This is a genomic window from Neisseria dentiae (genome assembly GCF_024580525.1).
In the GTDB taxonomy this organism is placed as follows: Bacteria; Pseudomonadota; Gammaproteobacteria; order Burkholderiales; family Neisseriaceae; genus Neisseria; species Neisseria dentiae_A.
Map to the genome: position 1 here is coordinate 96065 of NZ_JANIKQ010000001.1, position 25942 is coordinate 122006.

Here is a 25942-nt window from a genome sequence, read left to right on the forward strand (position 1 = left end):
TGCGCAAATGCAGCAATCATGGCGATAAATTGTTGTAATCCTTCCATTTTATTTTTCTCCCCATTTCGACATCAACATGTGCGGTATGCGCAGTTGGTCGAGAATGCGCGCCACCACAAAGTCCACCAAATCGCCGACCGACTGCGGATGGTGGTAAAACCCTGGCGAAGGCGGCAAGATAACCGCACCCAAACGGGCAAGAGCGAGCAGGTTTTCAAGGTGCAGGGCCGACAGCGGTGCTTCGCGCGGCACCACCACCAACGGACGGCGCTCTTTCAGGCACACATCTGCCGCGCGTTCGATCAAATGGTCGGAAGTACCATGCGCCACCGCCGCCACAACGCCCATACTGGCCGGGCAGATAATCATGGCATCGGCGGGGTTGGTGCCCGAAGCCGGCGGCGCGAACCATTCGTCTTTGCCGAACACCCGCAACTGCTGCGCCGAAACGCCGTATTTTTCGCACAACAACGCCTGGCAGGCGGCGGGCGACGACGGCAGGGCAAGGTTCGCCTCCTGCTGCGCCACCACTTGCGCGGCTTGGGAATACAGCAGCCACACGGTTTTACCGCTTTGCAGCAGGCATTCGAGCAGACGGATGCCGTAGGGCATGCCCGACGCGCCGGTAAAGGCCAGAGTAACGGTTTGTATCGGATGCGGCTGGGTATTCATAGGCAGGGGAATCTGTAAAAACGGTGAATATAATACGGTGTTGTTTTCAGACGGCCGATAAACTTACAAACGGCCCGGATATGGCGCACCGTGAAAATTTAGCAAAGGCCGTCTGAAAAACGGTTTGATTTTTTTCAATCGGCGCTGCGTTCGATTTCCACACCCACTTCGCGCACATCGGGCAGAATGCCGGGCTTCACAATCCTCACCCGCACCCATAGTGCGCCGAAGTCGGACAATACCAAATCAGCAACGTGTTCCGCCAATGCTTCGAGCAGCAAAAAACGCTGGTTTTTCAGGCTGGCGCGTACGGCTTCGCACACGTCGGCATAATGTACGGTATTGTTGATATCGTCGTCCGCACCCGATTTTTCAGGCACGCCGACAACCAGATCCAACAGCAGGGTTTGCGGCTGCTCGCGCTCCCAATCGTACACGCCGATCAAGGTTTCGGCTTTCATGCCGTGTAAAAAAATTTTATCCATTTTCAGTTGCGCCGTTTTCACGTTAAAATCAGTTTTCCATTCTAAAACAAAAGTTGCTGTAATGTTTAATTTCTTGGTTGTAACGGCCGGTTATGTAATCGGCTCGCTTTCTTTTGCGGTGATTGTGTCAAAATTTTACGGCATGGCCGACCCGCGCACCTACGGCTCGGGCAACCCCGGCGCCACCAATGTTTTACGCAGCGGCAAGAAAAAAGCGGCGGCCTTAACTCTGTTGGGCGATGCGCTCAAAGGCTTGGTTGCCGTATTGCTGGCAAAATGGCTGCAAGAACCGCTCGGGCTGGATCCGGCCACCATTGCTTTGGTTGCCGTGGCCGCACTGGTGGGGCATATGTGGCCGGTGTTTTTCAACTTCAAAGGCGGTAAAGGCGTGGCCACCGCTTTGGGCGTGCTGCTCGCATTATCATGGCCGACCGCTTTGGTTTGTGCCGCCGTTTGGCTGATGATGGCTTTCGGCTTTAAAGTGTCTTCACTGGCGGCGCTGGTGGCCACCGTTATCAGCCCGCTGGCAGCCTATTTCTTTATGCCCTACCCTTCGTGGGTTTTGTCGACGGTTGTTATCGCCCTTTTGGTGCTTTACCGGCATAAAAGCAATATCAGCAACCTGTTGAGCGGGAAAGAGGGAAAAATCGGCGAAAAAGCGGACGCACAACAGCCGGATAAAGAAACCGAATAAAACCAAGCACAAAGCAGCCCGGGCTGCTTTTTTACATTTGATTCACTCATAGTTTGATTCACTCATAGTTAAACCACTTACCCACTAACAGTTTCGTCATACTCGGGCTTGACCCGAGTATCTCAAAATTTTTTGAAAATCAAGATACTGTTGATTGACTATATACATTTGATTCAAAGGATACGGAACGAAATGACGGGCAAACACATGCGTTTTTCAGACGGCCTGAAAAAATATCTGGCCGCATCGGCCGCTTTTTTGATGTCGTCGTGCGCACTGGTGCAATACCAACCCCTGCAAACCATTCAAACCGTCGATACCGAAAAAGGCTACCGCCTCGAAAAAAACTTCGACCGCTCTAGAGCCGACGATACTTTCGTGGTGCTGATGTTTTCCGGCGGCGGCACACGGGCAGCGGCTTTGGGCTACGGCGTGTTGGAAGAATTGAACCGCCAGAAAATCAATTTCGGCGGCAAAGAGCAGAGCCTGCTCGAAAGCGTCGATTTGGTTTACGGCGTTTCGGGCGGTTCGGTGCTGGCGGCCTATTTTTCGCTGCACGGCAAAGAAACCGTTCCCGCGTTTGAACGCCGCTTTTTAAAGCAGAATTTCCAGCGCCAGTTTACCAAACAGGTATTTTCGTTTGCCAACCTGCCCCGCATCACCTCGCCCGAATACGGCCGCGGCGATTTGCTGCAAGAGCAGTTTGAAAACACCCTGTTCCGCAACGCCACGTTCGACGATCTCGACAAACGCCGCAAAGGCCCGTTTGCCGTTATTTCTGCCACCGATATGGCGGCAGGCAGCCGTTTGGATTTCATTCAGGAACACTTCGACGCCATGTGCCTGAACCTGTCCGATTTGCGCATCGCCCGCGCCGTGGCCGCCTCCAGCGCCGTGCCGCTGATCTTCAGCCCGATTACGCTCAACAACAACGGCGGCAACTGCGGCTATGTATTGCCCGAACGCTTGCGGCACACGTTAACCAACGACAAAGTGGGCAAATTGCAGCAGCAAACCCGCCGGGAGCTTACCCGCACTTACCACAGCCAATATAACGACAGCATCAAACGCCCGTATATCCACCTGCTCGACGGCGGCCTCACCGACAACCTCGGCCTGCGCGGCGTGTTGGATATCGTTGACGTGCGCTCCAGCGAGGCCCTGCAAAAACAAGTAACCGCAGAAAATATCCGCCGCATCGTGATTATCAACGTAAACGCGCAAAACCAGATTACCAGCCGTATCGACCAATCGCCCGCTATCCCGGGCTTTGCCGACGTGGTGGCCGCCATCGTCGATATTCCCATCGACAAATACTCGCAGGAATCGCTGCGGCGCTTCCGTGCTTTTGTCGACCAATGGAACGAAAACGCCGCCAAACAGCCCGACGGCCAAAAGCGCAGCATGTATTTCGTGAGCCTCAATCTGCGCGACCTGCCCGAATCGCAGCTGCGTAAAAACGTGTTGAACATCCCCACCACGTTTTACCTGCCCCACAACGACATCAACGATTTGAAATCCGCCGCACGCGCCCTGTTGCAGCAATCCGGTGAATACAAGCGCCTGCTGGAGGACTTTTCGGCACAACCGGCACAGCCCGCCGAAAAGGTTTATCCGCCCGTGTGGTTTGTGGGCGAAGGGCCGCAACTGCCCGACAAAAACGCCAAAACCGACTATGATGCCCCGTGGGTGAAATAAGAAAGGCGAAACCTTTCAAAAACTTCAGGCCGGGGCTTTTCCAAAACTCTTTTCGATACCTTAAAACATTTGCGTCATGCTTGGGCTTGACCCGAGCATCTGTTTGCTTTACTTAGAAAAAAGAGATACTCGGGTCAAGCCCGAGTATGACAACAGTTGGGCATTTCAGACGGCCTGAGACCTTTACAAAATTCATTTAGGCCGTCTGAAAACTTTTAACGCTGAAAAACCGCGTTATCCGTTTTCAGACGGCCTGTTTTATCCGCTCAAACAAAACACTCACTTGCTGTGCAGAAACCGCACCGCTTCTTCCCACTCGCCCGACAAAACCAACGGCAGCCCTTGCAGGGATTTGGCGATGGCTTCTTCGATTGACTGCCTGTCTTCCGCACTGGGCTTGTTGAGCACATAGCCCACCACCAAATTGCGGTCGCCGGGGTGGTCGATGCCCAAACGCAGGCGGTAGAAATTCGGGGTGCCGAGCCTGGCTTGGATGTCTTTCAAACCGTTGTGGCCGCCGTTGCCGCCGCCGAGTTTGAAGCGGATGCGCCCGCAAGGGAGGTCAAGCTCGTCATGCACCACCAAGATTTCTTCGGGCTTGATTTTGTAAAACGAGGCCAATGCGGCCACGGCTTGACCCGAGCGGTTCATAAAAGTGTTGGGTTTCAAGAGCCACACGTCGCCTTCGGGGCGCGCCACTCTGGCGGTTTCGCCGAAGAATTTTTTTTCTTCTTTCAGCGCGGCCTTCCAAGCCCAAGCCAACTCGTCGATAAACCAAAAGCCCGCGTTGTGTCGGGTTTGGGCATATTCGGTGCCGGGGTTGCCCAGCCCTGCGATTAATTTTATTTGCGGCATATCGTATTGTTAAGGCCGTCTGAAAAGAAACATTTTCAGACGGCCTTTGTTTCCTATATAAAACTCAGTTTTCTTTTTCTGCTTCAACCCGTTTGCGGCGGGCTTCTTTGGGATCGATAAGCAGGGGGCGGTAAACTTCTACGCGGTCTTTATCGCGCAGCACCGTGTGGTCTTTCACCGCTTTGCCGAAAATGCCCAACGGCGCGTTTTGCACGTCGGCTTCGGGAAATTCTTGCGCAATGCGGCTTTGCAGCACGGCTTCGCGGGCGGTTGTGCCCGCCGGCACGCTCAGGGTTTGGAGCAGTTGCTTTTCCGCCGTGCCGTAAGCGATTTCGATTTCAACCATAGCGGCGGTTGGCCTCTTTCACGAATGCGTCCACCAACGTGCCCGAAAGGTGGCTGAATACGGGTGAAATCAGGGTAGAAAGCAACGCGCTCGAAAAATCGTATTGCAGCTTGAATTCGATTTTGCAGCAGTCGTCGCCCAGCGGAATGAATTTCCATGTTCCGTGCAGGGCTTTAAACGGCCCTTCGAGCAGATTAATGCGGATTTCACGGCCGGGCACGTTGTGGTTGTGGGTGGCAAACGATTGCTGCACGCCCATATAGTCCATAAACAGCCGCGCCTTCAGCTCGTTGCCGCTGCGCTCGATGATTTCGGTTTTGCTGTACCACGGCAGAAACTGCGGATAATCTTCCGCCCTGTCGACCAGCTCGAACATCTGTTCGGCGCTGTGCAGCACCAGCATGTTTTTTTCTACGGTTTTCATGGTTTTTTAAGCGCGGGAAAAGTACGCATTATAATATAAATGAAATCTCAAAACGGCACACGTTTTCAGACGGCCCGGAAAAACACCGCCAACTGCCACACCGCCCAAGCGGCCACCAGCAAACCCGCCGCCAAACGCAGCGGCTTTTGCTGCAACACGTTTTTTAACTGCGCGGCAAACCAGCCCATCGCCAGCAGGTTGGGCAGCGTGCCCAGCGCAAAAGCCAGCATATACAACCCGCCCCGCACCGCACTGCCGCTGCCCAAGGCATAGAGCGACGCGCTGTACACCAAACCGCACGGCAGCCAGCCCCACAGCATACCCGCGCCGAAACAGGCCGGCACGCTGCGTATCGGCAGAAGCCTGTTCATCAGCGGGTTGAGCCGCTTCCACACCGGCTTGCCCAGCGATTCGACCCTCACCGCCCACGAAGACAAACCCGCCAGATAAAGCCCCAGCAGCAACAGCAAAACATTGGCCGCCACAAACAGGCCGTTTTGCAGCCAGCGGGTTTGGTCGAGCGAAATTCCGATTTGGCCGAGCAGGCCCAACAGCACGCCGATCAGCACATAGCTGGAAACACGGCCGGCATTCAAGAGCACAATCAGCCAAAAACGGTTGATATGCGGCGGCAGTTGCAGGGCAAACGCGCTGCTTAATCCGCCGCACATGCCCACGCAGTGGCCGCCGCCGAAAAAGCCGAGCAGAAGTAAGGTTAACAGGGTAACGTCGCCGTTCATGACCGTTGGTTAGGGGTGAAAACACGCACTATTGTAGCAATATTGCCAAGAGGCCGTCTGAATTTGTAAAAGCGGGTAATATCTGCAACGGTTGGACGGTATCTTTATCTTAAGCGTTGCGTTAATGCAGTATCATAACGCCGCCCGTTTACACGGCATTTCCAAACCATATTTTTTAGGAGCAAAACATGGGCTTATTCAGCTTCATTAAAAACGCCGGCGAAAAACTGTTCGGCAAAGACGAACAGGAAGTGGCGGCTGCCGCTGCGGCCAATGTGGACGACCTCAACGCCAAAGCGGCGGCGGCCATCCAAAGCTATATCGAACAACAAAATCTGGGCCTGAGCGGCTTGAGCGTGGCATTCGACGGCGCCAGCGGCCAGGTAACCCTGAGCGGCAACGCACCTTCGCAAGAAGCCGCCGAAAAAGCCGTTTTGGCGGCAGGCAACGTAACCGGCGTATCGGGCGTGCAAAACAACCTGCAATTCCCCGCCGCCGCCGAAGCGCAATATCACGACGTGGTGAAAGGCGACACGCTGTCGGCCATTTCTAAAAAATACTACGGCGATGCCAACAAATATATGAAAATCTTCGAAGCCAACAAACCCATGTTGAGCCATCCCGATAAAATCTACCCGGGCCAAAAACTGCGCATTCCCGAATAATCCGGTTTTACCCTGTCTCGTAAACAGGCCGTCTGAAACGTTCAGACGGCCTGAAATTTTGGAAAGGAACCTTTCTGTTAATCACCAAAAAATGTTGGAAATCTTCGTGTTGTTTATATATTTAAAAGCCTATTTCGTATCAGCTTATTCCCGCTTCAACCCGCGCTCGAAGTCTTCCAGCATATCCAGTTCGAAGCGGCTGAAGCCCGCCCGTTCGCGTGCTTCGATGTTTACATATCCCCTGAAGATAAACAGGTCGTAGCGCGAAATCAGCGTGCGGAACAACGCTACCGGCTCCAAACCGCGCTCGGCGCACAAGTGCCGGTACCAGCGGTTGCCGATTTGCACATGCCCCACCTCGTCGCGATAGATAATGTCGAGCACGGCGCAGGTTTCGGCGTCACCCTTTTGCGCGACTTTGGCGCGGATGGCGGGGGTAACGTCCAGCCCGCGCGCCTCGAGCACGCGCGGCACCAACGCCATGCGCAGCAGCGGATCGAACGCGGTTTTGTAGGCCATATCCCACAGATGGTTGTGCGCCTCGAAATCGCCGTAATCGAAGCCGTGCGCCTGCAAACGCGCGCGCATCAGCCTGAAATGGCCGGCCTCTTCTTGAGCCACGCGGATCCAGTCGGCGGTAAACGCTTCGGGCAGGGTGCGGAAGCGGTAGGCCGCATCGAGCGCCAGATTCACGGCGTTGAACTCAATGTGGCAAATCGCGTGCAGCATCGCCGCGTAGCCTTCGGGCGTATTCATTTTGCGCGGGCGCACGGCATTGGCCGGCACCAGCGCGGGCTTGGCCGGGCGGCCGGCGAAACGGAAATCTTCGGGGGCTTTTGCGGGCGCGTTATCCAGCAGGCCGTCTGAAAAAGCGGCAGATATTTCATCGGTTAAACGGCATTTTGCTTCAGGATCGCATTCGTTTAACGCAGATAAAAGCGCGGGAAAAACGGATTGTGTTGTATTCATGTGATACATTATAACGGTAAACGGGCTTTAAATTCAGGTTAAACAGCGGGCCGTTTTGCGCCTGCCTATAAGCATTTAGGTTTTCAGACGGCCTTTACACAGGAACAAGCCGTGTTTTGCGGCACACCAAAGTATTGTATTTCCCGCCCGAAGGCTTAAGATATGCCTTACCAATCTGCGGGAATCAGATTGATTTTCTTCCTGAAAGGAATATTTCACTATGCAGAAAAAACAAATGTTCGCCACTTTCGCCGCTATGCTTGCCTTAGGCATCGGCAGCGCACACGCAGGCGCAATCGATGCGCTGAAAAAATTCAACGCCGATGCCGACGGTATCAGCGGCAGCTTTACCCAAACCGTAAAGAGCAAAAAGAAAACCCAAACCACCAACGGCACGTTCCAGATTCTGCGCCCCGGCCTGTTTAAATGGCAATATACCAGCCCCTACAAGCAAACCATCGTGGGTGACGGCAAAACCATTTGGCTTTATGACGTCGATTTGGCGCAGGTAACCAAATCGTCGCAAGACCAAACCATAGGCGACAGCCCCGCCGCGATTCTGTCTAACAAATCCGCGCTCGACAGCAGCTATTCGCTGAAAGAAGACGGCTCTGCCGGCGGCATTGATTATGTCCGCGCGCTGCCCAAGAAAAACAACGCGGGCTACCAATATATCCGCATCGGTTTCAAAGGCGACGCGCTGGCCGCCATGCAGTTGAAAGACAGCTTCGGCAACGAAACCACCATCCGTTTCAACAATGTCAACATGAAACCCAACCTCGCGCGCAGCGCGTTCTCATTCACGCCGCCCAAAGGCGTGGACGTGTTGAGCAATTAAGCGCAAACAACCGCCTCTCAGGCCGTCTGAAAGTTTTCAGACGGCCTTTGCGCTATAATCCGCCCACCCGTTCCAACTTTGCAACAGAAAGCCGCACATGAAACGCATCGCCGCCCTGCCCGACCATCTTGTCAACCAAATCGCCGCCGGCGAAGTGGTGGAGCGCCCCGCCAATGCGCTGAAAGAAATCGTTGAAAACAGCATAGACGCAGGCGCCACGGCGGTGGAAGTGGAGCTTTCCGGCGGCGGCATACGCCAAATCCGCGTGAGCGACAACGGCAGTGGCATCCACGCCGACGATATCGCCCTCGCCCTGCACCGCCACGCCACCAGCAAAATCCAAACCCTCAGCGATTTGGAACACGTTGCCAGCATGGGTTTCCGCGGCGAAGGCCTGGCCAGCATCGCCTCGGTGAGCCGCCTCACGCTTACCAGCCGCACGCCCGATAGCGCGCATGCCAACCAAGTGAAGGCCGAAGACGGCAAACTCAGCAGCCCCGCCGCCGCCGCCCACCCCGTCGGCACCACCGTGGAAGTGGCCGAACTGTTTTTCAACACCCCCGCGCGGCGCAAGTTTTTAAAATCGGAAAACACCGAATACGCCCATTGCGCCACCATGCTCGAGCGCCTCGCGCTGGCGCACCCGCACATCGCCTTTTCACTCAAGCGCGACGGCAAAAACATCTTCAAACTGCCCGCACAAAGCCTGGCCGAGCGCATTACCGCCATCGTCGGCGAAGATTTTCAGACGGCCTCCATAGAAATCGACAGCGGCGCAGGCGCCATGCGTCTCTACGGCGCCATCGCCAAACCCACTTTTGCCAAAGGCCGCGCCGACAAACAATACTGTTTCGTCAACCGCCGCTTCGTGCGCGACAAAGTGATGCTGCACGCCGTGAAACAAGCCTACCGCGACGTGCTGCATAACGCCGTTACCCCGTCGTTTGTGCTGTTTCTCGACCTGCCGCCCGAAGCCGTGGATGTCAACGTGCACCCCACCAAAACCGAAATCCGCTTCCGCGACAGCCAGGCCGTGCACCAGCTCGTGTTCCACACGCTCGATAAAGCGCTGGCCGCCACCCGCGCCGACCAAACCGAAAGCGTCGGCAACGCAGGCAGCATTTTGGGGCTGGCAACCCAAAGGCCGTCTGAAAGCCCGGAAAACCTTTCGGAAACATCGTTCCCGCACGGTTCAACCCCAAGCGGCCAGCAAGCCGTACCGCAACAGCAAACTTTCGGCGGCTTCGGCGGCGCAAAATCCGCACCCGCACCCTATTCCGCCGCCCGTGCGCCCGCGCAGCGCGGCTTGTCGTTACAGGAAAGCCGCTCCGCACTCGACACCTATGCCGAACTCTACCGCCGCACCGAAACCGACGACGATATCGAATTAAGCCAATTCGAGCAGGCGCGCTTCGGCAGCGATATGCCGCCTGCTTTTTCAGACGGCCACCAAACCGCCCGCGACACTGGCAACGGCGAAGCGGCACAGGCCGGAAACAGCCCGCCTTTGGGTTTCGCCATCGCCCAACTGTTGGGCATCTATATCCTCGCCCAAGCCGAAGACAGCCTGCTGCTCATCGATATGCACGCCGCCGCCGAGCGCGTGAACTACGAAAAAATGAAAGCCCAGCGCGAACAGCTCGGCAGCCTGCAAAGCCAGCGCCTGCTACTGCCCGTAACCTTTCAGGCCAGCCACGAAGAAACCGCCGCCCTCGCCGACCACGCCGAAGCCCTGCGTCCGTTCGGATTGGAACTCTCTGACATGGGCGGCAACACCATCGCCGTACGCGCCGTGCCCGCCATGCTCGGCAAAAGCGACGTAGCCGCCCTCGCCCGCGACATGCTGCGCGAAATCGCCCAAGTCGGCAGCAGCCGCGCAATCGAAGCGCGCGAAAACCAAATCCTCTCCACCATGGCCTGCCACGGCTCCATCCGCGCCGGCCGCCGTCTGACCCTGCCCGAAATGAACGCCCTGTTGCGCGATATGGAAAACACCCCGCGCAGCAACCAATGCAACCACGGCCGCCCCACTTGGGTGAAACTCACGCTGAAAGAATTGGACGCGCTGTTTTTACGCGGGCAGTAAACCGTAACGGCAACTGTAGAACAACCTTTGCCAAAATGTATTCAGGCCGTCTGAAAGGCTTCAAATCACCTTTTCAGACGGCCTGAACGCATTTTTATAACGCCTGCTAACCGTTCCAAAAATACCGCACGATATGAAAAAACACCGGTGCGGCGAAACAGATGGAATCCACACGGTCGAGCATACCGCCGTGGCCTTGAATCATATTGCCCCAGTCTTTCACGCCGTGGTCGCGCTTGATGGCCGACATCACCAGGCCGCCGAAAAAGCCCATCAGGCAGATAATCAAACCGATTAAGCCGGCCTGCCAGGCGGTGAACGGGGTAATCGGCGCCATCAGCACAGCCAGCAGCGTGGCCGAGGCAATCCCGCCCACCGTGCCCGCCACGGTTTTAGAAGGCGAGAGAGCGGGCATGATTTTGCGCCTGCCTATGGTTTTGCCCCAAATATATTGTAAAACGTCGCTCGACTGCACCACGCCTATCATAAAAATCAGCAGCAGCACATTTTGCCCGGGTGCAAAGCCTTCCAAGCGCAGGTTCATCAACGCCGGAACGTGCGACAGGCAGAAAACGGCAATCATCGCCGCCCATTGGGTTTTGGCGGTGCGTTGCAGAAAATCTTCGGTTTTGCCGCTCAAGCTGGCGATAATCGGCAGCAGCAAAAAGCCGTAAACAGGAATAAAAATTGAAAACATGCCGTACCATTCGGTGTAAACGAAATAATACTGCACGGGCAGCAACACATAAAAACACACCAGCATCACGTTATAGTCGCTGCGGCGTTTATAAACCAAGGTGAGAAATTCGCGCAGGGCGGCAAACGAAATCAAAAAGAACAAAACCACGGTGCCGGTTTTGCCGAACCAGAAAGCCAGCAGCAGCACCAGCGTCATCACCCACCACGCATACACGCGGGCGTTGAGGTTGGCGATGGTGGCGTTGCCCGTGCCTTTTTTGCGTTTCAGCCACTGCCCGATAACGCTGGCCAACACCAGCACGGCGAATATGCCTGTGAAAATCCAGCCGGCCTGCGGCGGAATATGCGGGGAAACGGTGGAAACAAACGGGTTCATGCCGCATCCTCCTCTTGTTTGAATGCCTGTTGTTTTTCGGGCGGCGCCAACGAGAGCAAGGCATCGCGGCTGCGTTTTAAGAAGGCTTCTTTGCTTTCGCCCTCGTGCAGGCGCACGGCTTCGCCTATGTTCACGTCGCACAGCAGCGGCACGGGCAGAAACGTGCCTTTGGGCAGCACATGATTGATGTTGTTGATCCACATCGGCACAAAACATACATCGGGATTGGCCGCCGCCAAGTGGTAGATACCGCTTTTAAACGGCAGCAGCACCACATCGTCATCGGGGTTGCGCGTGCCTTCGGGGAAAATAATCAGCGAATCGCCGTTTTGCAGCGCTTCGGTCATCTGCTCCGTAACCGCCTGCGGGTTGCCGCCGGCGCGCGGAATCAGCAAGGCATTGAACACGCGCCTGATAATGAAACGCTTCAGGCGGTTGGTCAGCCAATAGTCGGCACCGGCCACCGGCCGCACGCGCATACGCCAGCGGCGCGGCAGCGAAATCCACACCAACACGAAATCGCCGTGGCTGCCGTGGTTGGCGTAATACACTTTTTTCTCGGGGTTGAAAGCAAGACTGCCTGCCGCTTTCGGCCTCACGCCGGTTAAAAACGACACAAACAGGCACAAACCCTGGTCGGTTAACCAGGCAAGATGTTTTTTCAGAAATTCCATGTTTCTCCCTTTTGGATTCCCGCTATACGAAATCTTCGTTTTACCGCTGCGGCATCGGTGCGTATGCCGTTATACAGAAATTAAAGGCCGAGACCTTTGCAAACTGCCTTCAGGCCGTCTGAAAACACAATTGGCCGCTTCTTTCAGACGGCCTGATGTCAGCGGTTTTTCAACAGTCCGGCCATATCGCGGATACGGTAATAACACGTCAGCGCGCTGCCTGCGGCTACCGCCAACAGGGCAACACGCAACACATAAACGCTTTGCCAATAATACATTTCCAGCGCGCCCAGCAGGCAGGCGGCGGTGAGCACGGCCATGCGGTGCTGCTTGGCCATCGGCCCGCGGAAACTCTGCGGCAGCCCCAAACTACCGCCGAACACGCGGATATAAGCCGTGCCCGCCGCCAGCAATGCCGCCAGCCAGCCCCACGCGGGCCAGCCCGCCGCATAACCCAGCGCAATCAGCAGCACACTGTCTGAAAAGCGGTCGGGCAGTTCGTTAAACAAATCGCCCGCAGGCGTTTTCAAACCGCCTTCCACCGCCACCATGCCGTCAAACAGATTGCACAATAAACGCAACTGCACCATCACCGCCGTGATAACCCATGCAAGCGGCTGTGTGCTGAAACCCAGCAGCAGCGCGCCGATGGCGGCAAACACCATGCCCAAACAGGAAATCTGATTGGGCGTGAGCACTTTGTTTGCCGCCAGCCAATGGGCAAACGATTGGGCGAAACGGCTGTTGCGGGAAGAAAGCGGGCGGCGGTTTTCGGTAGTCATAAATTAAATTTTTCAATAAGAAAAGCGGTTTGGGCGAAAGCTATTTTATAGTGGCTTAAATTCAACACAGACAAGGCGCCGAGCCGAAGACAGTACAGATTAAGTACGGCAAGGCGAGGCAACGCTGTATGTGTTGAATTTAAGCCACTGTGTTTCATATTCTACCCGTTCGTGCCCATATAATCTAACTGATTCTGCGGCAGCAAACAGGCCGTCTGAAAATATTTTTCAGACGGCCTGCGGGCAATAAAACGTTACGGCACGGCTTTGGCCGGATATTCGCACAAATCGTTGATAATGCAGCGTTCGCACAAAGGCTTTTGCGCCTTGCAGGTGTAGCGGCCGTGCAGAATCAGCCAATGGTGGGCATCGAGCAGAAATTCTTTCGGTACGAACTTCATCAGTTTGTCTTCCACTTCGCGCACGTTTTTGCCCGGCGCGATTTTGGTGCGGTTGGCAACGCGGAAAATATGCGTGTCCACCGCCATCGCCATCTGGCCGAAAGCCGTGTTCAGCACCACATTGGCGGTTTTTCGCCCCACGCCGGGCAAGGCTTCCAACTCTTCGCGGGTTTGCGGCACTTCGCCGTTGTATTTATCCAGCAGGATGCGGCAGGTTTCGATGATGTGTTTCGATTTGGTTTTATAAAGGCCGATGGTTTTGGTGTATTCCATCACGCCTTCCAAACCCAAATCCAGCATGGCCTGAGGCGTGGCGGCAACGGGGAAAAGTTTCGCCGTGGCTTTGTTCACGCCCACATCGGTGGCCTGCGCCGAAAGCAGCACGGCAATCAGCAGCTCGAACGGGCTGTTAAAGTTTAATTCGGTGGTGGGATGCGGGTTGGCGGCGCGGAAACGCTCGAAAATTTCTTGGCGGATCAGTTTGTTCATATTCGGCTTGCGGCTTGCGGGGAGATTGCGGTGCGGTATTATATATCGGAACGGCGCCGTATCCGATCTGCTTATGCCGTTGCTTGATAGAATCCGCGAAACGCGCCATGATTGCGCCGTGAGGCCGTCTGAAAAATATAACATACACGGAACCCTAAGCTGTAGAGCCTGTCCACATTCATATCTACCTTATTTTCAACAGGGTAACTGCAAGATAAATATTGGCGGCAAAAGATTGGCCGTTTTTTCTGCACACATGCCAATCGTCTTGAGTTTGTTTGCCTGCCGGTCATCGGCAAGGATATCTAGTCATGGGATAAGGCGCACTAAAAACTTGAATGTCGACAGACTTCACCGCTTTGCTGGCCAATTGTCAACATACCCTAGAACAGCCCCAAAGTAAATGAAAGAAAGCCATTTTATCGTCAATAAATTTTGATAGTGCCAAGAATCCTTTTGCTGAGTTGGGTATTTTAATTCAAGCTAATTAAAAAAACACATATTTCCGCTACAAATTTTGACTAAATCAACAAAATCATCAATTTTATGCCAATCATTTTACGGTACGGGCAATAACTCTTATGATGCAGCAGGTAAACAACATCCCGCTACTTTGATTTTTCATTTGAAAACAAGGTTTTTATTATAGGAGTATAGCTCATGAGCCTTCAAAATCCCCCTCCAGAAGCCCCTCTAAAGTGGAATAAATTCGATTTGGCGTGGCTTCTAAACCTGTTTGGCACAGCAGTAGGCGCCGGTGTATTATTTCTTCCGATTAATGCCGGCATGAACGGTTTCTGGCCGCTCGTCGTCATGGTAATCATCGTCGGGCCGATGACTTATTTTGCCCACCGCGGGCTGGCTCGTTTCGTATTGTCTTCCTCGAATCCCGGCAGCGATATTACAGAAGTGGTCGAGGAACATTTCGGCCCGACCGCAGGTAAGCTGATTACCTTGCTCTACTTTTTTGCAATATTCCCCATCTTACTCATCTACGGTAACGGCATTACCAATACCGTGGATTCTTTTATCGTCAACCAGCTCGGTATGGCCGCCCCTCCGCGCACGCTGCTGTCGCTGGTACTGATTGCCGCTTTAATCGGCATTTTGCTGCTGGGTGAGCGGATAGTATTGAAAGTTACCGAGTGGCTGGTGTATCCGCTTGTATTGATTTTATTTTTCCTGTCACTTTATTTGATTCCCCATTGGAACACATCAACGCTCACCCAAATGCCAGATACCGCCATGTTTTTGAATACGCTGTGGATTACGATTCCGGTTTTGGTTTTTTCATTTAACCACTCGCCCGCTATTTCTTCTTTTACCTTATCGCAGCAACGTGAATACAAAGATCCGGAGTTGACGGACAAACACGTATGCAAATCCTTATACGGTACTTCAACGGTATTGTTGGTATTCGTTATGTTCTTCGTGTTCAGCTGCGTACTGACACTGACACCATCCGATCTGGCCGCCGCAAAACAGCAAAACATTTCCATTTTGTCTTTCCTTGCCAATAAATTCGATAATCCATATATCTCATATTTCGGGCCGCTGATTGCTTTTCTGGCTATTACCAGCTCGTTTTTCGGGCACTACATGGGGGCAAGAGAAGGCTTGGAGGGTCTGTATATCAAAATAAAACGGGATACCGGCGGTTCGGCTTATACGGGTGTCAACCACAAGAAACTGAATATTTTTTCAGCCGTGTTTTTCTTAATAACGTTATGGGTGGTTGCCATCCTAAATCCCAGCATTTTAGGCTTGATTGAGTCGTTAGGAGGCCCCATTATTGCCATGATACTCTTTATCATGCCCATGTATGCCATCCGGAAAGTACCGGCCATGCAGCGTTTCCGCGGAAAAGCCAGCAATATTTTCGTCGTCGTCATGGGTATAGTTGCCATTTCCAACATTGTTTACAGCTTGATTTTCTAAACCACGGCCAGACACACCCGTCCGATATAAAAAATAGGCAGCCTTATTATGATCAGCATATTCGATATGTTCAAAGTCGGCATCGGCCCCTCCAGCTCGCATACAGTGGGACCAATGAAGGCAGGGAAACAATTCATAGACGATTTAATCCGCCAAGGGCGCTTGCAGGACACAGACCATATCCGCGTAGACGTATACGGTTCCCTTTCGCTTACCGGCTTGGGACACGGTACGGATACCGCCATTATCATGGGGTTGGCCGGCTATTCTCCCGACAACGTAGATATTGATTTGATTCCGACCTTTATCGCCGACGTCAAAGAAAGCGGCAGGTTGGCAATCGCATTGGGCAAACAGAGCATACGTTTCCAATACCATGAAGATATGGTGTTTCACAACGAATTTCTGCCGCTGCACGAAAACGGCATGACCCTCACCGCTTTTTCAGACGGCCGCGAAATCTGCCGCCAAACCTATTATTCCATCGGCGGCGGTTTTGTCGTGAACGAAAACGACTTTAACTCGGCCCAAGAAGAACCGCCCAACGTGCCCTACCCTTACCGAAGCGCGGCGGATATTCTGAATCACTGCAACGACCACGGCATTTCGGTTTCCGGCCTGATGTTCCGCAACGAAGCCGCCCTGCGCGGTAAAGACGAAGTGAACGCCTATCTGCAATATATCTGGCAGACGATGTCCGACTGCATCGAACGCGGCTTATCCGCCGAAGGCGTGCTGCCCGGGCCGTTGAAAGTCGTCCGCCGCGCCAACAGCCTGCACCGCTGGCTTTCGGCCAACCAATCGCTCCAAAACGACCCGATGCAGATTATCGACTGGGTCAATATGTATGCCCTCGCCGTCAACGAAGAAAACGCGGCGGGCGGGCGGGTGGTAACCGCACCCACCAACGGCGCATGCGGCATCGTGCCCGCCGTGCTGATGTATTACCACCAATTCGTCGCCCCGCTCACGCAAGACACGGTCAACCGCTATCTGCTCACCGCCGGCATTATCGGCTCGCTTTACAAAATGAACGCTTCCATATCCGGCGCCGAAGTCGGCTGCCAAGGGGAAGTGGGTGTCGCCTGCTCCATGGCCGCTGCCGGCCTGGCCGAAATTTTCGGCGGAACACCCCAGCAAGTGTGCTGCGCCGCAGAAATCGCCATGGAACACAATCTGGGCTTAACCTGCGACCCCGTGGGCGGGCAAGTGCAAGTGCCCTGCATCGAGCGCAATGCCATCGGCTCGGTAAAAGCCATCAACGCCGCCAGGATGGCCTTGCGCCGCACCGGCACCCCGCGCGTGGATTTGGACAAAGTAATCGAAACCATGTATGAAACCGGCAAAGACATGAACGCGAAATACCGCGAAACCTCGAAAGGCGGGCTGGCGGTTAAGATAGTCTGCAATTGAACGCGCGCCCTGTATCAAGCGAAAAGGCCGTCTGAAAATTTTCAGACGGCCTTTTGTCGTTGTCAAACAACTGTTACAGCGAACGCGCCACTTCAACGATTTCAAACACTTCCAGCGTATCGCCTTCCATGATTTCGTTATAGTTTTTCAGCATCAGGCCGCATTCGTAGCCCATGCGCACTTCTTTAACGTCGTCTTTGAAGCGCTTGAGCGAAGCAAGTTCGCCGGTGTGGATGACCACGTTGTTGCGGATGAGGCGGATATGGGCGTCGCGCTTCACGATACCGTCGGTAACCATACAGCCGGCAATGTTGCCCACTTTCGATACGCTGATAACCTGGCGGATTTCCACCGAGCCGATAACCTGTTCTTTCTGCTCCGGCGCCAGCATACCGCTCATGGCGGCTTTTACGTCGTCGATGGCATCATAAATGATGTTGTAGTAGCGGATTTCCACGTTTTCGGTTTCGGCAAGCTTGCGGGCGGAGCCGTCGGCACGCACGTTAAAGCCGATGATGAACGCGCCCGAAGCAATCGCCAGGTTGACGTCGCTTTCGGTAATGCCGCCCACGCCGCTGTGCAGCACGTTGACTTTCACTTCGTCGGTAGAAAGTTTTTTCAGGCTGCCCGACAAAGCTTCGTAAGAGCCTTGAACGTCGGCCTTGATAATCACCGACAGCGATTGTGCCTGACCCTCGCCCATGTTGCTGAACATATTTTCCAGCTTGGCCGCCTGTTGTTTGGCCAAACGCACGTCGCGGTATTTGCCTTGGCGGAACAAGGCGATTTCGCGGGCTTTTTTCTCGTCGGCCAGCACCATCGCATCTTCGCCGGCGTTGGGCACGTCCGACAAGCCCAGAATTTCCACGGGGATAGACGGGCCTGCTTCGTCGATCGGCTTGCCGTTTTCGTCCATCATCGCGCGTACTTTGCCGAAGGCCGTGCCTGCCAGCAGCATATCGCCTTTTTTCAGCGTGCCGCTCTGCACCAGCAAGGTGGCAACTGCGCCGCGGCCTTTGTCGAGACGCGCTTCCACGATGATGCCTTTGGCGGGTGCATCTACGGGGGCGGTCAGCTCCAGCACTTCGGCTTCGAGCAACACGGCTTCGAGCAGGGCATCAATATTAATGCCTTGTTTGGCCGATACGTTGACAAACTGGGTATCGCCGCCCCATTCGTCGGGCACCACTTCGTGTGCGGTCAGCTCTTGGCGGATGCGCTCGGGGTTGGCGGCCTCTTTGTCGATTTTGTTCACCGCCACCACAATCGGCACGCCCGCCGCTTTGGCGTGGGCGATGGCTTCGATGGTTTGCGGCATCACGCCGTCGTCGGCGGCCACCACCAAAATCACGATGTCGGTGGCTTTGGCGCCGCGGGCACGCATGGCGGTAAACGCTTCGTGGCCGGGCGTATCGAGGAAGGTAATCACGCCGCGCGGGGTTTCCACGTGGTAGGCACCGATGTGCTGGGTGATGCCGCCCGCTTCGCCCTGCACCACTTTGGCACGGCGGATATAGTCGAGCAGCGAGGTTTTGCCGTGGTCAACGTGGCCCATCACGGTAACCACCGGCGGACGCGGCAGTTGTTCGGCTTCCGCCTGTTCGGCATTGTCGTCCAAGAAGGCTTCGGGGTCGTCGGCGGCTGCGGGTTTGCCGATGTGGCCAAGCTCTTCCACCACAATCAGGGCGGTGTCTTGGTCGATGGATTGGTTGATGGTAACCATCATGCCCATTTTCATCAGGGCTTTCACCACTTCCACGCCCTTCACCGCCATTTTGTGCGCCAAATCGGCTACGGTAATGGTTTCGGGCACCAGCACTTCATACACCACCGGCTCGGTCGGTGCTTGGAAGGCGTGTTGGTTCGGCTCCAGCTTGAGCTGTTTTTTGCCTTTTTTACCGCCGCCGCGCACGCGCTCTTCCTGAGCGGCATTTTGGCCGCGGCCTTTGCCGCCTTTACCGCCGCGCGGACGGCTTTCCACGTCGTCGCGGTTGTGGCGTTCGTCTTTTTTCGAGCGCGCCGAAAATTCGGATTTGCCCGACGATACGGCCGAAAGCGGTGCTTTTTCAGACGGCTTGGCAGAACGCTGTTCCGCCGCTTTGCCTTCCTTGGCCGCTTTCGCCTCCTGCTGTGCTTGCAGCTTGGCTGCTTCGCGGCGGGCTTGCCGTTCCTGCTTTTCTTTCAGCAATGCTTCCTGATGGGCACGCATAGCGGCGGCGCGGCGGGCTTCTTCGTCGCGCTGCGCCTGCTCCTCTGCACTCACCACAGGGCGGACGGCGGCAGGCTGCTGTTGTTTTTGCTCTTTGTTTTTGCCTTTGGCCGGTTTTTCTTCTTCCGAAATTGTTTCTGTTTCGGCCGTCTGAACCGGTTTTTCTTCCTGCTCGGTTTGTTGCGCCTGTTGCGCTGCCTGGGCTTCTTGCTCGGCTTGCAGGCGGGCGGCCTCGGCTTGGGCCTGCGCTTCGGCGGCCGCTTTTTCGGCTTCTGCACGTTCGGCCGCTTCGCGTTCGGCCTGCGCCGCCGCTTCGGCGGCTTGCTTCTCCTGCGCCGCCTGCTCTGCTTTGGCTTTCGCTTCGGCCGCCAGATCGTCGGCCGACGGAATCACCACTTTGCGGCTGCGGCGGCGGGTTTCCACCTGCACACCACCCACGGTGCTGACTTCGGCTTTTTTACGGCTGATGCTGATGGTGCCGCTGTCGCTGCCGTGCGATTTTTTCAGGTAGGCCAGCAATTGCTGTTTGTCGTCGGAAGTGATGCTGTCGCTGCCGCTGCTTTTGTTTACGCCGGCACTGGCAAGCTGCTTCAGCAAGTCTTCCACGGGTTTTTTAAGTTCGGCGGCAAATTGTTCTACGGTTGTGTTACTCATACTTTACCCCCTCAGTTTTCTTCGGTGAACCAGTGTTCGCGGGCGGCCATAATCACTTGTTTGGCCTCTTCCTCGCTCACGCCGGTAATTTCGATCAGCTCGTCAACGGCCAGCTCCGCCAAATCGTCGCGGGTGGTAATGCCTGCCTGCGCAAGGTCGCGCAGCATTTCCTGGTCGATGCCTTCGAGGTTGCGCATATCTTCGTCGATATCGTCGAGCTTTTCTTCTGAAGCGATGGCCAGCGTGAGAATGGCATCGCGGGCGCGGTTGCGCAGCGTTTCTACGGTAGCTTCGTCGAAACCTTCGATTTCCAGCAACTCGGCAGCGGGCACGTAGGCCACCTCTTCCAAGGTGGCGAAACCTTCCTGAAGCAGCACATCGGCGGTTTCTTCGTCAACATTCAGGTGTTCGGTGAACAGCTTGCGGATGGCTTCGTCTTCGGCCGCATTGCGTTCTTCGGCTTCGGCCACGGTCATGATGTTCAGCTGCCAACCGGTCAAATCGGCCGCCAAACGCACGTTTTGGCCGCCGCGGCCGATGGCCAGCGCCAGCTGGTCTTCAGCCACAATCACATCAACGGCGTGTTTGTCTTCATCAATCAGGATGCGGGTTACTTCGGCGGGCGAAAGGGCGTTGATCACGAACTGCGCGGTTTCGGGCGACCACAACACAACGTCGATGCGCTCGCCTGCCAGCTCGTTGGTTACGGCGTTCACACGCGAACCGCGCACGCCGATACAGGTGCCTTGTGGGTCGATGCGCTGGTCGTTGGCTTTCACGGCGATTTTGGCGCGGTGGCCGGGATCGCGGGCCGCTTCTTTGATTTCAAGCAGACCGTCTTCGATTTCGGGCACTTCCATCGCAAACAATTTCACCAGAAAATCGCGCGAAGTGCGGCTCAGAATCACCTGCTTGCGGCCGGAATTGCCGATTTCGTCCACCCGTAGGAACAGCGCGCGCACGCGGTCGCCGTTGCGGAAGTTTTCGCGCGGAATCATTTGGTCGCGCGGCAGCAGCGCGTCGAGTTTGCCGATTTCGATAATGGTGCCGTGGCGCTCCACGCGTTTCACGGTGCCCATCACGATGTCTTCCTTACGCGCTAAAAATTCTTCGAGAATCTGTTCGCGCTCGGCATCGCGGATGCGTTGCAGAATAATCTGTTTGGCGGTTTGCGCGGCTTGGCGGCCGAAACCTTCGTTTTCCAGCTGTTCTTCGTAGTATTCGCCGATTTGGATGGTGGTTCCGGGGATTTCTTCCTGGATTTCTTCGATGGTTTTTTCTACGTCCGGATAGGTATAGTCTTCGTCGGCCACAATCAGCCAGCGGCGGAAGGTTTTGTATTCGCCGGTGTCGCGGTTGATTTCCACGCGCACGTCCATGTGCTCGCGGCTGGCTTTTTTCTTGGCGGCGGTGCTCAGCGCGAACTCCAGCGCGTTAAACACCACTTCGGAATCTACGTTTTTCTCGCTGGCCAGCGCTTCGGCCAGTTGTAACATTTCACGACTCATTTTTTTAATTCTCCGTTATAACGATATTTTTAAAATTTAAATTCGGGGCGCAGGCGGGCTTTGTCGATATTGTCCAACCCGATTTCGGCGGTTTTGCCGTCGAACGAAATGCGCACGGTATTGTTTTCGCAGGCTTCGATGCGGCCGATAAAGTTTTTTTGGCCGTCTATCGGCAGGCGCGTTTTGATTTTGGCCTGCTGCCCGGCAAAGCGCACGAAGTCGGCGGCTTTTTTCAGCGGGCGGTCGAGACCCGGGCTGGAAATTTCCAAGCGCTTGTAGTCGATGTCTTCCACCATAAACAGGCGGCTCAAATGGTTGCTCACGGTGGCGCAGTCTTCCACGGTGATACCGCCTTCTTTATCGATAAACACACGCAAATCGCCTTGCGCGGTCAATTCGAAATCCACCAGCTCGTAACCCAAGCCGGGCAGGGTTTTATCGAGAATTGTTTGAATATCCATAGTGCTCCGAAAACAAAAAAATGGCCGCAGGGCCATTTTTCGTGAAAACTGAAAAATTTGCTTATTATAACCGCTCTGCCTGCAAAAGCAAAGTAAAGATATTGATTGGCGGAGATTTAAAACCTGAAACGGCGTTTCGGCGGAACACCGCCCGCCTCACCCGCCCTTGCGGCAAAACCATACCGTATCCAATATTTTCTTGACCAAACCCGGCGGTTTCTATATTATCCGCCGTTCATCTTTTTGAAGCCATCGTCTTCAGCCAACTTCGTATATCTTTCAAGCTTTCCGTTAAAAAGCTTTCTGACATGATTTGCTCCGTTTAAGGGCATATTTGCAGGTTGTCGCCGATGTTAACCACAAGCCGTAGGGCTTGCGACAACCTTGCGTACATCTTTTTCATTAGTAAATAAATACGTTATCCCATGCTTCAAGGCCGTCTGAAAACGTTCGGACGGAATGCGTTGTTGTTCCTTTCAGGAAAACCATGTCTGTAAAATTCGCCGACTTAAACCTCGATAAAAACATCTTATCCGCCCTTTTGAGCGCGGGCTACGAATCGCCCACACCCGTGCAGGCACAATCTATTCCCCATGCTTTGGAAGGCCGCGACATCATGGCCTCTGCCCAAACCGGCTCCGGCAAAACCGCCGCTTTCCTTCTGCCCACCCTGCAACACCTGACCCGCCGTAGCGACAAACCCGGCAAAGGCCCGCGCGCATTGGTGCTCACGCCCACCCGCGAATTAGCGGCGCAGGTAGAAAAAAACGCCCTCACTTATGCCCAAAACATGAAATGGTTCCGCACCGTGAGCATTGTGGGCGGCTCTTCGTTCGGCTATCAAATCCGCGCCCTTTCCAAGCCCATCGACTTGATTGTGGCCACCCCGGGCCGTCTGATGGATTTGATGGACAGCGGCAAAGTGGATTTCAGCCGCCTTGAAGTGCTGATTCTCGACGAAGCCGACCGTATGCTCGATATGGGCTTTATCGACGACATCGAAACCATCGTTGCCGCCACCCCCGAAACCCGGCAAACCCTGCTGTTTTCCGCCACTTGGGACGGCGCGGTAGGCAAACTCGCCCGCAAGCTCACCAAAAACCCCGAAGTGGTGGAGGTGGAACGTGTTGACGAGCAAGGAAAAATCGAAGAGCAGCTTTTGTATTGCGACGACATGCGCCATAAAAACCGCCTGCTCGACCATATTTTGCGTGATGCCAATATCGACCAAGCCGTGATTTTCACCTCCACCAAGGCCATGACCGAAGTGTTGGCAGACGAACTGTATGAAAAAGGCTTTGCCGCCAACTGTCTGCACGGCGATATGCCGCAGGGCTGGCGCAACCGCACGCTGATGGATTTGCGCAAGGGCCGCTGCAAAATCCTGGTTGCCACCGATGTGGCCGCGCGCGGTATCGACGTGCCCACCATCACCCACGTTATCAACTACGACCTGCCCAAACAGGCCGAAGATTATGTACACCGCATCGGCCGCACCGGCCGCGCCGGCCGCACCGGCTTGGCGATTACGTTTGCCGAAGTGAACGAATATGTGAAAGTGCACAAAATCGAAAAATATATCACCCGCAAACTGCCCGAAATGACCATCGAAGGCATGGAACCCACCCGCAAGCGCGCCAAACCCGCAGGCAAACCCAAAGGCAAAGGCGGCTGGGGCGAGCGCAGGTTTGGCGACAAAAAAACCGGTGAGAAAAAATTCGAAGGCAAAAAGCACGGTGATAAAAAATTCGCAGCGAAAAAAACCGGCAGCGGCACTTTCGGTAAGAAAAAACCGGCAGGCGGTGCAGGCAAAAGTGCCCGCCCTTCACGCTAATTTCTGCTAATGCCCACATTTAAGGCTTTGCAAAAAACAGGCCGTCTGAAACCGCAGCAGCGCAATATCTGCGCCGCCGAAGGTTTTCAGACGGCCTTTGCCGTTTGGCATAAGGTTTCTGTAATTATAGTTAATTATAGTTAAACCGCTTACTTGGTAACCGTTTCCGTCATACGCGGGCTTGGCCCGAGTATCTTAAATTTCAGCAACATGAGATAGTCGGCTCAAGCCCGAGTATGACGTGTGTAGTTTCTCTTAAATCGATTGGCTATATTTAATGATTTAATGCGTATGTCCGTGATGATGATGGTGTTCATGATGGTGCGTATCACCGCTTTCCGCAGCCGAACAGCCGTGTTCTTCATGCCCGTGCTGGGGCGGTTCGGTTTGCACGGTAACATGAGCAATGCCGTGCCGCTGCACGGCTACCTCCACCGCTTGGGTAATTTGGTAGGCCTCGGCCACGTTTAAAGCACCGTCAACCACAATATGGCACGAGAGCGCGTGTTTGCGGCTGGTGATCGTCCAAGCATGGATATCGTGTACGCCCGCTACGCCTTCGATATTGCGGATATCGGCGGCCACCTGATCCATATCCGTGCCCGACGGTGTGCCTTCCATCAAAATATGCAGGCTGTTTTTGGTTACGCCCCAACCGCTTCTGCCGATTAACAGCGCAATCAATACGCTGACGGCAGGGTCGGCCCATGTCCAGCCGAATGCCAGCACCAACACACCCGCCGCAATGGCACCGATCGAACCGAGCAAATCACCCAACACGTGCAAATAGGCGGCGCGCATATTGATGTTGCCTTCGGTATCCGAATTTTTCAGCATATACCAAGCCACCACGATATTAACGGCCAAGCCAAGCGCAGCCACCGCAAGCATGGAAGTACCTGCGATTTCAGGCGGGTTTAGCAGACGGTTTGCCGCCTCGGCCACAATCCACACGGCAATCAGCAGCAAGGTGATGCCATTGGCCGCAGCGGCGATAATTTCAAAACGCTGATACCCGAAACTGCGTTTGCTGTCGGCCGGCCGCTCGCCGAAGCGGAAAGCCGCCAAAGAAAGCGCAATGGCGGCGGCATCGGAAAACATATGCCCGGCATCGGAAAGCAGCGCCAAACTGTTGGTCAGCCACCCGGCCGCCGCCTCCACCAGCATAAACGAACCGATCAGCAGCAGCGAAACCCGCAGCACTTTCTTGTTTGATGTGTGGGAATGATCATGATGGTCGGACATAGTTTTTCCTCTTTAATGTTTAAGGTGTTGGAAAATGCCGAGGTTGGCAGCAGACAGTCAACTTCAAAAATCAACAGGCCGTCTGAAAACATTCGGGGTTTGTTTGACTTGCCCTGCCAAACAGACAGTGGCACTATAAACCTTTACCCTGAGTGAAAGTCAAGCCGGAATGAACATCAGCCAAGCGGCCAAAGCTACCGGTTTATCCGCCAAACAAATACGCGATTACGAAAAAAACGGCCTGCTGCCGCCCGCCCACCGCACCGAATCGGGCTACCGCCACTATTCCCCCGGCGATTTAGACCGCCTGCGCTTCATCGGCCATGCCCGCGAAGTAGGCTTTTCTCTGGCGCAAACCGCCAAACTGTTGCGCCTACAGGCCGACCCGCACCGCACCAGTTGCGAAGTAAAAGCCTTAACCGCACAACATATCGCCGAACTCACCGAAAAAATCGCCACCCTGCAAACCATGCTCGCCACCCTGCAAGGCTGGCACGATGCCTGCGGGGGAAACGACAGCCCCGAATGCAGCATCCTGCGCGGGCTGGAGCAGGTTTAACCGCTACTAAATCAGTTTAGACTGGAACCTTTGCAAAACTACCTTAGTGTCTGTTGACAATTGACCGGCGAAGCGGTTTTTTGAGACAAAAGCCGCGTATGCAAGGCAAAAAGCACAGCAAGATTGAACATCTTGCGAGCATTTTGAACGCCGCAGATGCGGATTTTAACCAAAAATACCGCCACAACGCTTTCTGACCACACTCCCTAAAGGCCGTCTGAAAATATT

24 protein-coding genes are annotated in these 25942 nt (G+C 54.8%); 9 read left to right on the forward strand and 15 right to left on the reverse strand.

Features of this window, described 5'->3' with window-relative positions; translation table 11 throughout:
- Nucleotides 1–48: 48 nt before the first annotated feature.
- Nucleotides 49–672 carry a flavin prenyltransferase UbiX gene (locus NQ012_RS00490; protein WP_257065482.1) on the reverse strand — a complete coding sequence of 208 codons (624 nt, stop codon included), beginning with the start codon at nt 670–672 and terminating at the stop codon, nt 49–51.
- Between the two features lie 134 nt (nt 673–806).
- Nucleotides 807–1157, reverse strand: a complete 351-nt coding sequence (gene folB / locus NQ012_RS00495) for a dihydroneopterin aldolase (protein WP_257065484.1) — start codon at nt 1155–1157, stop codon at nt 807–809.
- Between the two features lie 61 nt (nt 1158–1218).
- Between folB and plsY the strand changes: the two genes are divergently transcribed.
- Nucleotides 1219–1851 carry a glycerol-3-phosphate 1-O-acyltransferase PlsY gene (gene plsY, locus NQ012_RS00500; protein WP_257065485.1) on the forward strand — a complete coding sequence of 211 codons (633 nt, stop codon included), beginning with the start codon at nt 1219–1221 and terminating at the stop codon, nt 1849–1851.
- Between the two features lie 192 nt (nt 1852–2043).
- Entirely contained in the window at nt 2044–3549 is a 1506-nt protein-coding gene (locus NQ012_RS00505; protein WP_257065486.1) for a patatin-like phospholipase family protein, read from the forward strand.
- Nucleotides 3550–3828: 279 nt separating this feature from the next.
- Here the strand turns inward: NQ012_RS00505 and pth are convergent, their stop codons facing one another.
- The 4 genes from pth to NQ012_RS00525 all read right to left on the reverse strand — a co-directional run bounded on the left by pth (nt 3829) and on the right by NQ012_RS00525 (nt 5914).
- Entirely contained in the window at nt 3829–4404 is a 576-nt protein-coding gene (gene pth / locus NQ012_RS00510) for an aminoacyl-tRNA hydrolase (RefSeq protein ID WP_257065487.1), read from the reverse strand.
- Nucleotides 4405–4468: 64 nt separating this feature from the next.
- Nucleotides 4469–4750 carry an RnfH family protein gene (locus NQ012_RS00515; RefSeq protein WP_257065488.1) on the reverse strand — a complete coding sequence of 94 codons (282 nt, stop codon included), beginning with the start codon at nt 4748–4750 and terminating at the stop codon, nt 4469–4471.
- Complete coding sequence (locus NQ012_RS00520; protein ID WP_257065489.1) at nt 4743–5174, reverse strand: type II toxin-antitoxin system RatA family toxin; 432 nt, start codon at nt 5172–5174, stop codon at nt 4743–4745. Before NQ012_RS00520 ends, NQ012_RS00515 begins: the two co-directional genes overlap by 8 nt.
- Nucleotides 5175–5239: 65 nt before the next feature.
- A complete protein-coding gene (locus tag NQ012_RS00525; RefSeq protein ID WP_257065490.1) occupies nt 5240–5914 on the reverse strand; it encodes a sulfite exporter TauE/SafE family protein in 675 nt (224 codons plus the stop codon).
- A gap of 188 nt (nt 5915–6102) precedes the next feature.
- On the opposite strand from NQ012_RS00525, the gene lysM reads away from it, so the two are divergent.
- Nucleotides 6103–6579 carry a peptidoglycan-binding protein LysM gene (gene lysM, locus NQ012_RS00530; RefSeq protein WP_257065491.1) on the forward strand — a complete coding sequence of 159 codons (477 nt, stop codon included), beginning with the start codon at nt 6103–6105 and terminating at the stop codon, nt 6577–6579.
- Between the two features lie 144 nt (nt 6580–6723).
- Here lysM and NQ012_RS00535 read toward each other — a convergent pair whose 3' ends face one another.
- Nucleotides 6724–7548 (reverse strand): ferritin-like domain-containing protein, encoded by an 825-nt coding sequence (locus NQ012_RS00535; RefSeq protein WP_257065492.1) that lies wholly within the window; start codon nt 7546–7548, stop codon nt 6724–6726.
- Nucleotides 7549–7768: 220 nt separating this feature from the next.
- Here NQ012_RS00535 and lolA point away from each other — a divergent pair, with 220 nt between their 5' ends.
- Both lolA and mutL read left to right on the forward strand, forming a co-directional pair.
- Entirely contained in the window at nt 7769–8386 is a 618-nt protein-coding gene (gene lolA, locus NQ012_RS00540) for an outer membrane lipoprotein chaperone LolA (protein WP_085364841.1), read from the forward strand.
- A 97-nt stretch (nt 8387–8483) separates the two neighbouring features.
- Nucleotides 8484–10472 (forward strand): DNA mismatch repair endonuclease MutL, encoded by a 1989-nt coding sequence (mutL, locus tag NQ012_RS00545; RefSeq protein WP_257065494.1) that lies wholly within the window; start codon nt 8484–8486, stop codon nt 10470–10472.
- A 106-nt stretch (nt 10473–10578) separates the two neighbouring features.
- Here the strand turns inward: mutL and NQ012_RS00550 are convergent, their stop codons facing one another.
- From NQ012_RS00550 to nth, 4 genes are all read right to left on the reverse strand, one after another.
- Nucleotides 10579–11547, reverse strand: a complete 969-nt coding sequence (locus NQ012_RS00550) for a phosphatidate cytidylyltransferase (RefSeq protein ID WP_257065496.1) — start codon at nt 11545–11547, stop codon at nt 10579–10581.
- Complete coding sequence (locus tag NQ012_RS00555; RefSeq protein WP_257065497.1) at nt 11544–12221, reverse strand: lysophospholipid acyltransferase family protein; 678 nt, start codon at nt 12219–12221, stop codon at nt 11544–11546. The genes NQ012_RS00550 and NQ012_RS00555 overlap by 4 nt, the downstream gene beginning before the upstream one ends.
- 158 nt (nt 12222–12379) lie before the next feature.
- Nucleotides 12380–13003: a CDP-alcohol phosphatidyltransferase family protein gene (locus NQ012_RS00560; protein WP_257065500.1), complete on the reverse strand. Its 624-nt coding sequence runs from the start codon at nt 13001–13003 to the stop codon at nt 12380–12382.
- Nucleotides 13004–13257: 254 nt separating this feature from the next.
- The gene (gene nth / locus NQ012_RS00565; protein ID WP_257065501.1) at nt 13258–13893 is read right to left on the reverse strand and encodes an endonuclease III; all 636 of its coding nucleotides are present in this window, start codon (nt 13891–13893) and stop codon (nt 13258–13260) included.
- A 660-nt stretch (nt 13894–14553) separates the two neighbouring features.
- Here nth and NQ012_RS00570 point away from each other — a divergent pair.
- On the forward strand, nt 14554–15831 hold the full coding sequence (locus tag NQ012_RS00570; protein ID WP_257065502.1) for an HAAAP family serine/threonine permease: 1278 nt from the start codon (nt 14554–14556) through the stop codon (nt 15829–15831).
- Nucleotides 15832–15879: 48 nt separating this feature from the next.
- The gene (locus NQ012_RS00575; protein WP_257065503.1) at nt 15880–17244 is read left to right on the forward strand and encodes an L-serine ammonia-lyase; all 1365 of its coding nucleotides are present in this window, start codon (nt 15880–15882) and stop codon (nt 17242–17244) included.
- A gap of 73 nt (nt 17245–17317) precedes the next feature.
- On the opposite strand, the gene infB is transcribed toward NQ012_RS00575, so the two are convergent.
- The 3 genes from infB to rimP are packed head-to-tail and all read right to left on the reverse strand — an operon-like array spanning nt 17318 to nt 22076.
- The gene (gene infB, locus NQ012_RS00580) at nt 17318–20107 is read right to left on the reverse strand and encodes a translation initiation factor IF-2 (RefSeq protein WP_257065504.1); all 2790 of its coding nucleotides are present in this window, start codon (nt 20105–20107) and stop codon (nt 17318–17320) included.
- Between the two features lie 11 nt (nt 20108–20118).
- Complete coding sequence (gene nusA, locus NQ012_RS00585; RefSeq protein ID WP_085366322.1) at nt 20119–21615, reverse strand: transcription termination factor NusA; 1497 nt, start codon at nt 21613–21615, stop codon at nt 20119–20121.
- A 29-nt stretch (nt 21616–21644) separates the two neighbouring features.
- Nucleotides 21645–22076, reverse strand: a complete 432-nt coding sequence (gene rimP, locus NQ012_RS00590; RefSeq protein WP_257065506.1) for a ribosome maturation factor RimP — start codon at nt 22074–22076, stop codon at nt 21645–21647.
- Between the two features lie 487 nt (nt 22077–22563).
- Between rimP and NQ012_RS00595 the strand changes: the two genes are divergently transcribed.
- A complete protein-coding gene (locus NQ012_RS00595; RefSeq protein WP_257065508.1) occupies nt 22564–23910 on the forward strand; it encodes a DEAD/DEAH box helicase in 1347 nt (448 codons plus the stop codon).
- Nucleotides 23911–24192: 282 nt separating this feature from the next.
- Here NQ012_RS00595 and NQ012_RS00600 read toward each other — a convergent pair whose 3' ends face one another.
- Nucleotides 24193–25155, reverse strand: coding sequence for a cation diffusion facilitator family transporter (locus NQ012_RS00600; RefSeq protein ID WP_257065510.1), 963 nt, complete (start codon nt 25153–25155; stop codon nt 24193–24195).
- Nucleotides 25156–25324: 169 nt separating this feature from the next.
- On the opposite strand from NQ012_RS00600, the gene cueR reads away from it, so the two are divergent.
- Nucleotides 25325–25714, forward strand: coding sequence for a Cu(I)-responsive transcriptional regulator (cueR, locus tag NQ012_RS00605; RefSeq protein WP_257065511.1), 390 nt, complete (start codon nt 25325–25327; stop codon nt 25712–25714).
- Nucleotides 25715–25942 lie beyond the last annotated feature (228 nt).

Excerpts from the sequence above, each read along its gene's own strand:
- NQ012_RS00490 (WP_257065482.1), bottom strand. The coding sequence starts at position 672 with ATGAATACCCAGCCGCATCCGATACAAACCGTTACTCTGGCCTTTACC.
- folB (WP_257065484.1), bottom strand. The coding sequence starts at position 1,157 with ATGGATAAAATTTTTTTACACGGCATGAAAGCCGAAACCTTGATCGGC.
- plsY (WP_257065485.1), top strand. The coding sequence starts at position 1,219 with ATGTTTAATTTCTTGGTTGTAACGGCCGGTTATGTAATCGGCTCGCTT.
- NQ012_RS00505 (WP_257065486.1), top strand. The coding sequence starts at position 2,044 with ATGACGGGCAAACACATGCGTTTTTCAGACGGCCTGAAAAAATATCTG.
- pth (WP_257065487.1), bottom strand. The coding sequence starts at position 4,404 with ATGCCGCAAATAAAATTAATCGCAGGGCTGGGCAACCCCGGCACCGAA.
- NQ012_RS00515 (WP_257065488.1), bottom strand. The coding sequence starts at position 4,750 with ATGGTTGAAATCGAAATCGCTTACGGCACGGCGGAAAAGCAACTGCTC.
- NQ012_RS00520 (WP_257065489.1), bottom strand. The coding sequence starts at position 5,174 with ATGAAAACCGTAGAAAAAAACATGCTGGTGCTGCACAGCGCCGAACAG.
- NQ012_RS00525 (WP_257065490.1), bottom strand. The coding sequence starts at position 5,914 with ATGAACGGCGACGTTACCCTGTTAACCTTACTTCTGCTCGGCTTTTTC.
- lysM (WP_257065491.1), top strand. The coding sequence starts at position 6,103 with ATGGGCTTATTCAGCTTCATTAAAAACGCCGGCGAAAAACTGTTCGGC.
- NQ012_RS00535 (WP_257065492.1), bottom strand. The coding sequence starts at position 7,548 with ATGAATACAACACAATCCGTTTTTCCCGCGCTTTTATCTGCGTTAAAC.
- lolA (WP_085364841.1), top strand. The coding sequence starts at position 7,769 with ATGCAGAAAAAACAAATGTTCGCCACTTTCGCCGCTATGCTTGCCTTA.
- mutL (WP_257065494.1), top strand. The coding sequence starts at position 8,484 with ATGAAACGCATCGCCGCCCTGCCCGACCATCTTGTCAACCAAATCGCC.
- NQ012_RS00550 (WP_257065496.1), bottom strand. The coding sequence starts at position 11,547 with ATGAACCCGTTTGTTTCCACCGTTTCCCCGCATATTCCGCCGCAGGCC.
- NQ012_RS00555 (WP_257065497.1), bottom strand. The coding sequence starts at position 12,221 with ATGGAATTTCTGAAAAAACATCTTGCCTGGTTAACCGACCAGGGTTTG.
- NQ012_RS00560 (WP_257065500.1), bottom strand. The coding sequence starts at position 13,003 with ATGACTACCGAAAACCGCCGCCCGCTTTCTTCCCGCAACAGCCGTTTC.
- nth (WP_257065501.1), bottom strand. The coding sequence starts at position 13,893 with ATGAACAAACTGATCCGCCAAGAAATTTTCGAGCGTTTCCGCGCCGCC.
- NQ012_RS00570 (WP_257065502.1), top strand. The coding sequence starts at position 14,554 with ATGAGCCTTCAAAATCCCCCTCCAGAAGCCCCTCTAAAGTGGAATAAA.
- NQ012_RS00575 (WP_257065503.1), top strand. The coding sequence starts at position 15,880 with ATGATCAGCATATTCGATATGTTCAAAGTCGGCATCGGCCCCTCCAGC.
- infB (WP_257065504.1), bottom strand. The coding sequence starts at position 20,107 with ATGAGTAACACAACCGTAGAACAATTTGCCGCCGAACTTAAAAAACCC.
- nusA (WP_085366322.1), bottom strand. The coding sequence starts at position 21,615 with ATGAGTCGTGAAATGTTACAACTGGCCGAAGCGCTGGCCAGCGAGAAA.
- rimP (WP_257065506.1), bottom strand. The coding sequence starts at position 22,076 with ATGGATATTCAAACAATTCTCGATAAAACCCTGCCCGGCTTGGGTTAC.
- NQ012_RS00595 (WP_257065508.1), top strand. The coding sequence starts at position 22,564 with ATGTCTGTAAAATTCGCCGACTTAAACCTCGATAAAAACATCTTATCC.
- NQ012_RS00600 (WP_257065510.1), bottom strand. The coding sequence starts at position 25,155 with ATGTCCGACCATCATGATCATTCCCACACATCAAACAAGAAAGTGCTG.
- cueR (WP_257065511.1), top strand. The coding sequence starts at position 25,325 with ATGAACATCAGCCAAGCGGCCAAAGCTACCGGTTTATCCGCCAAACAA.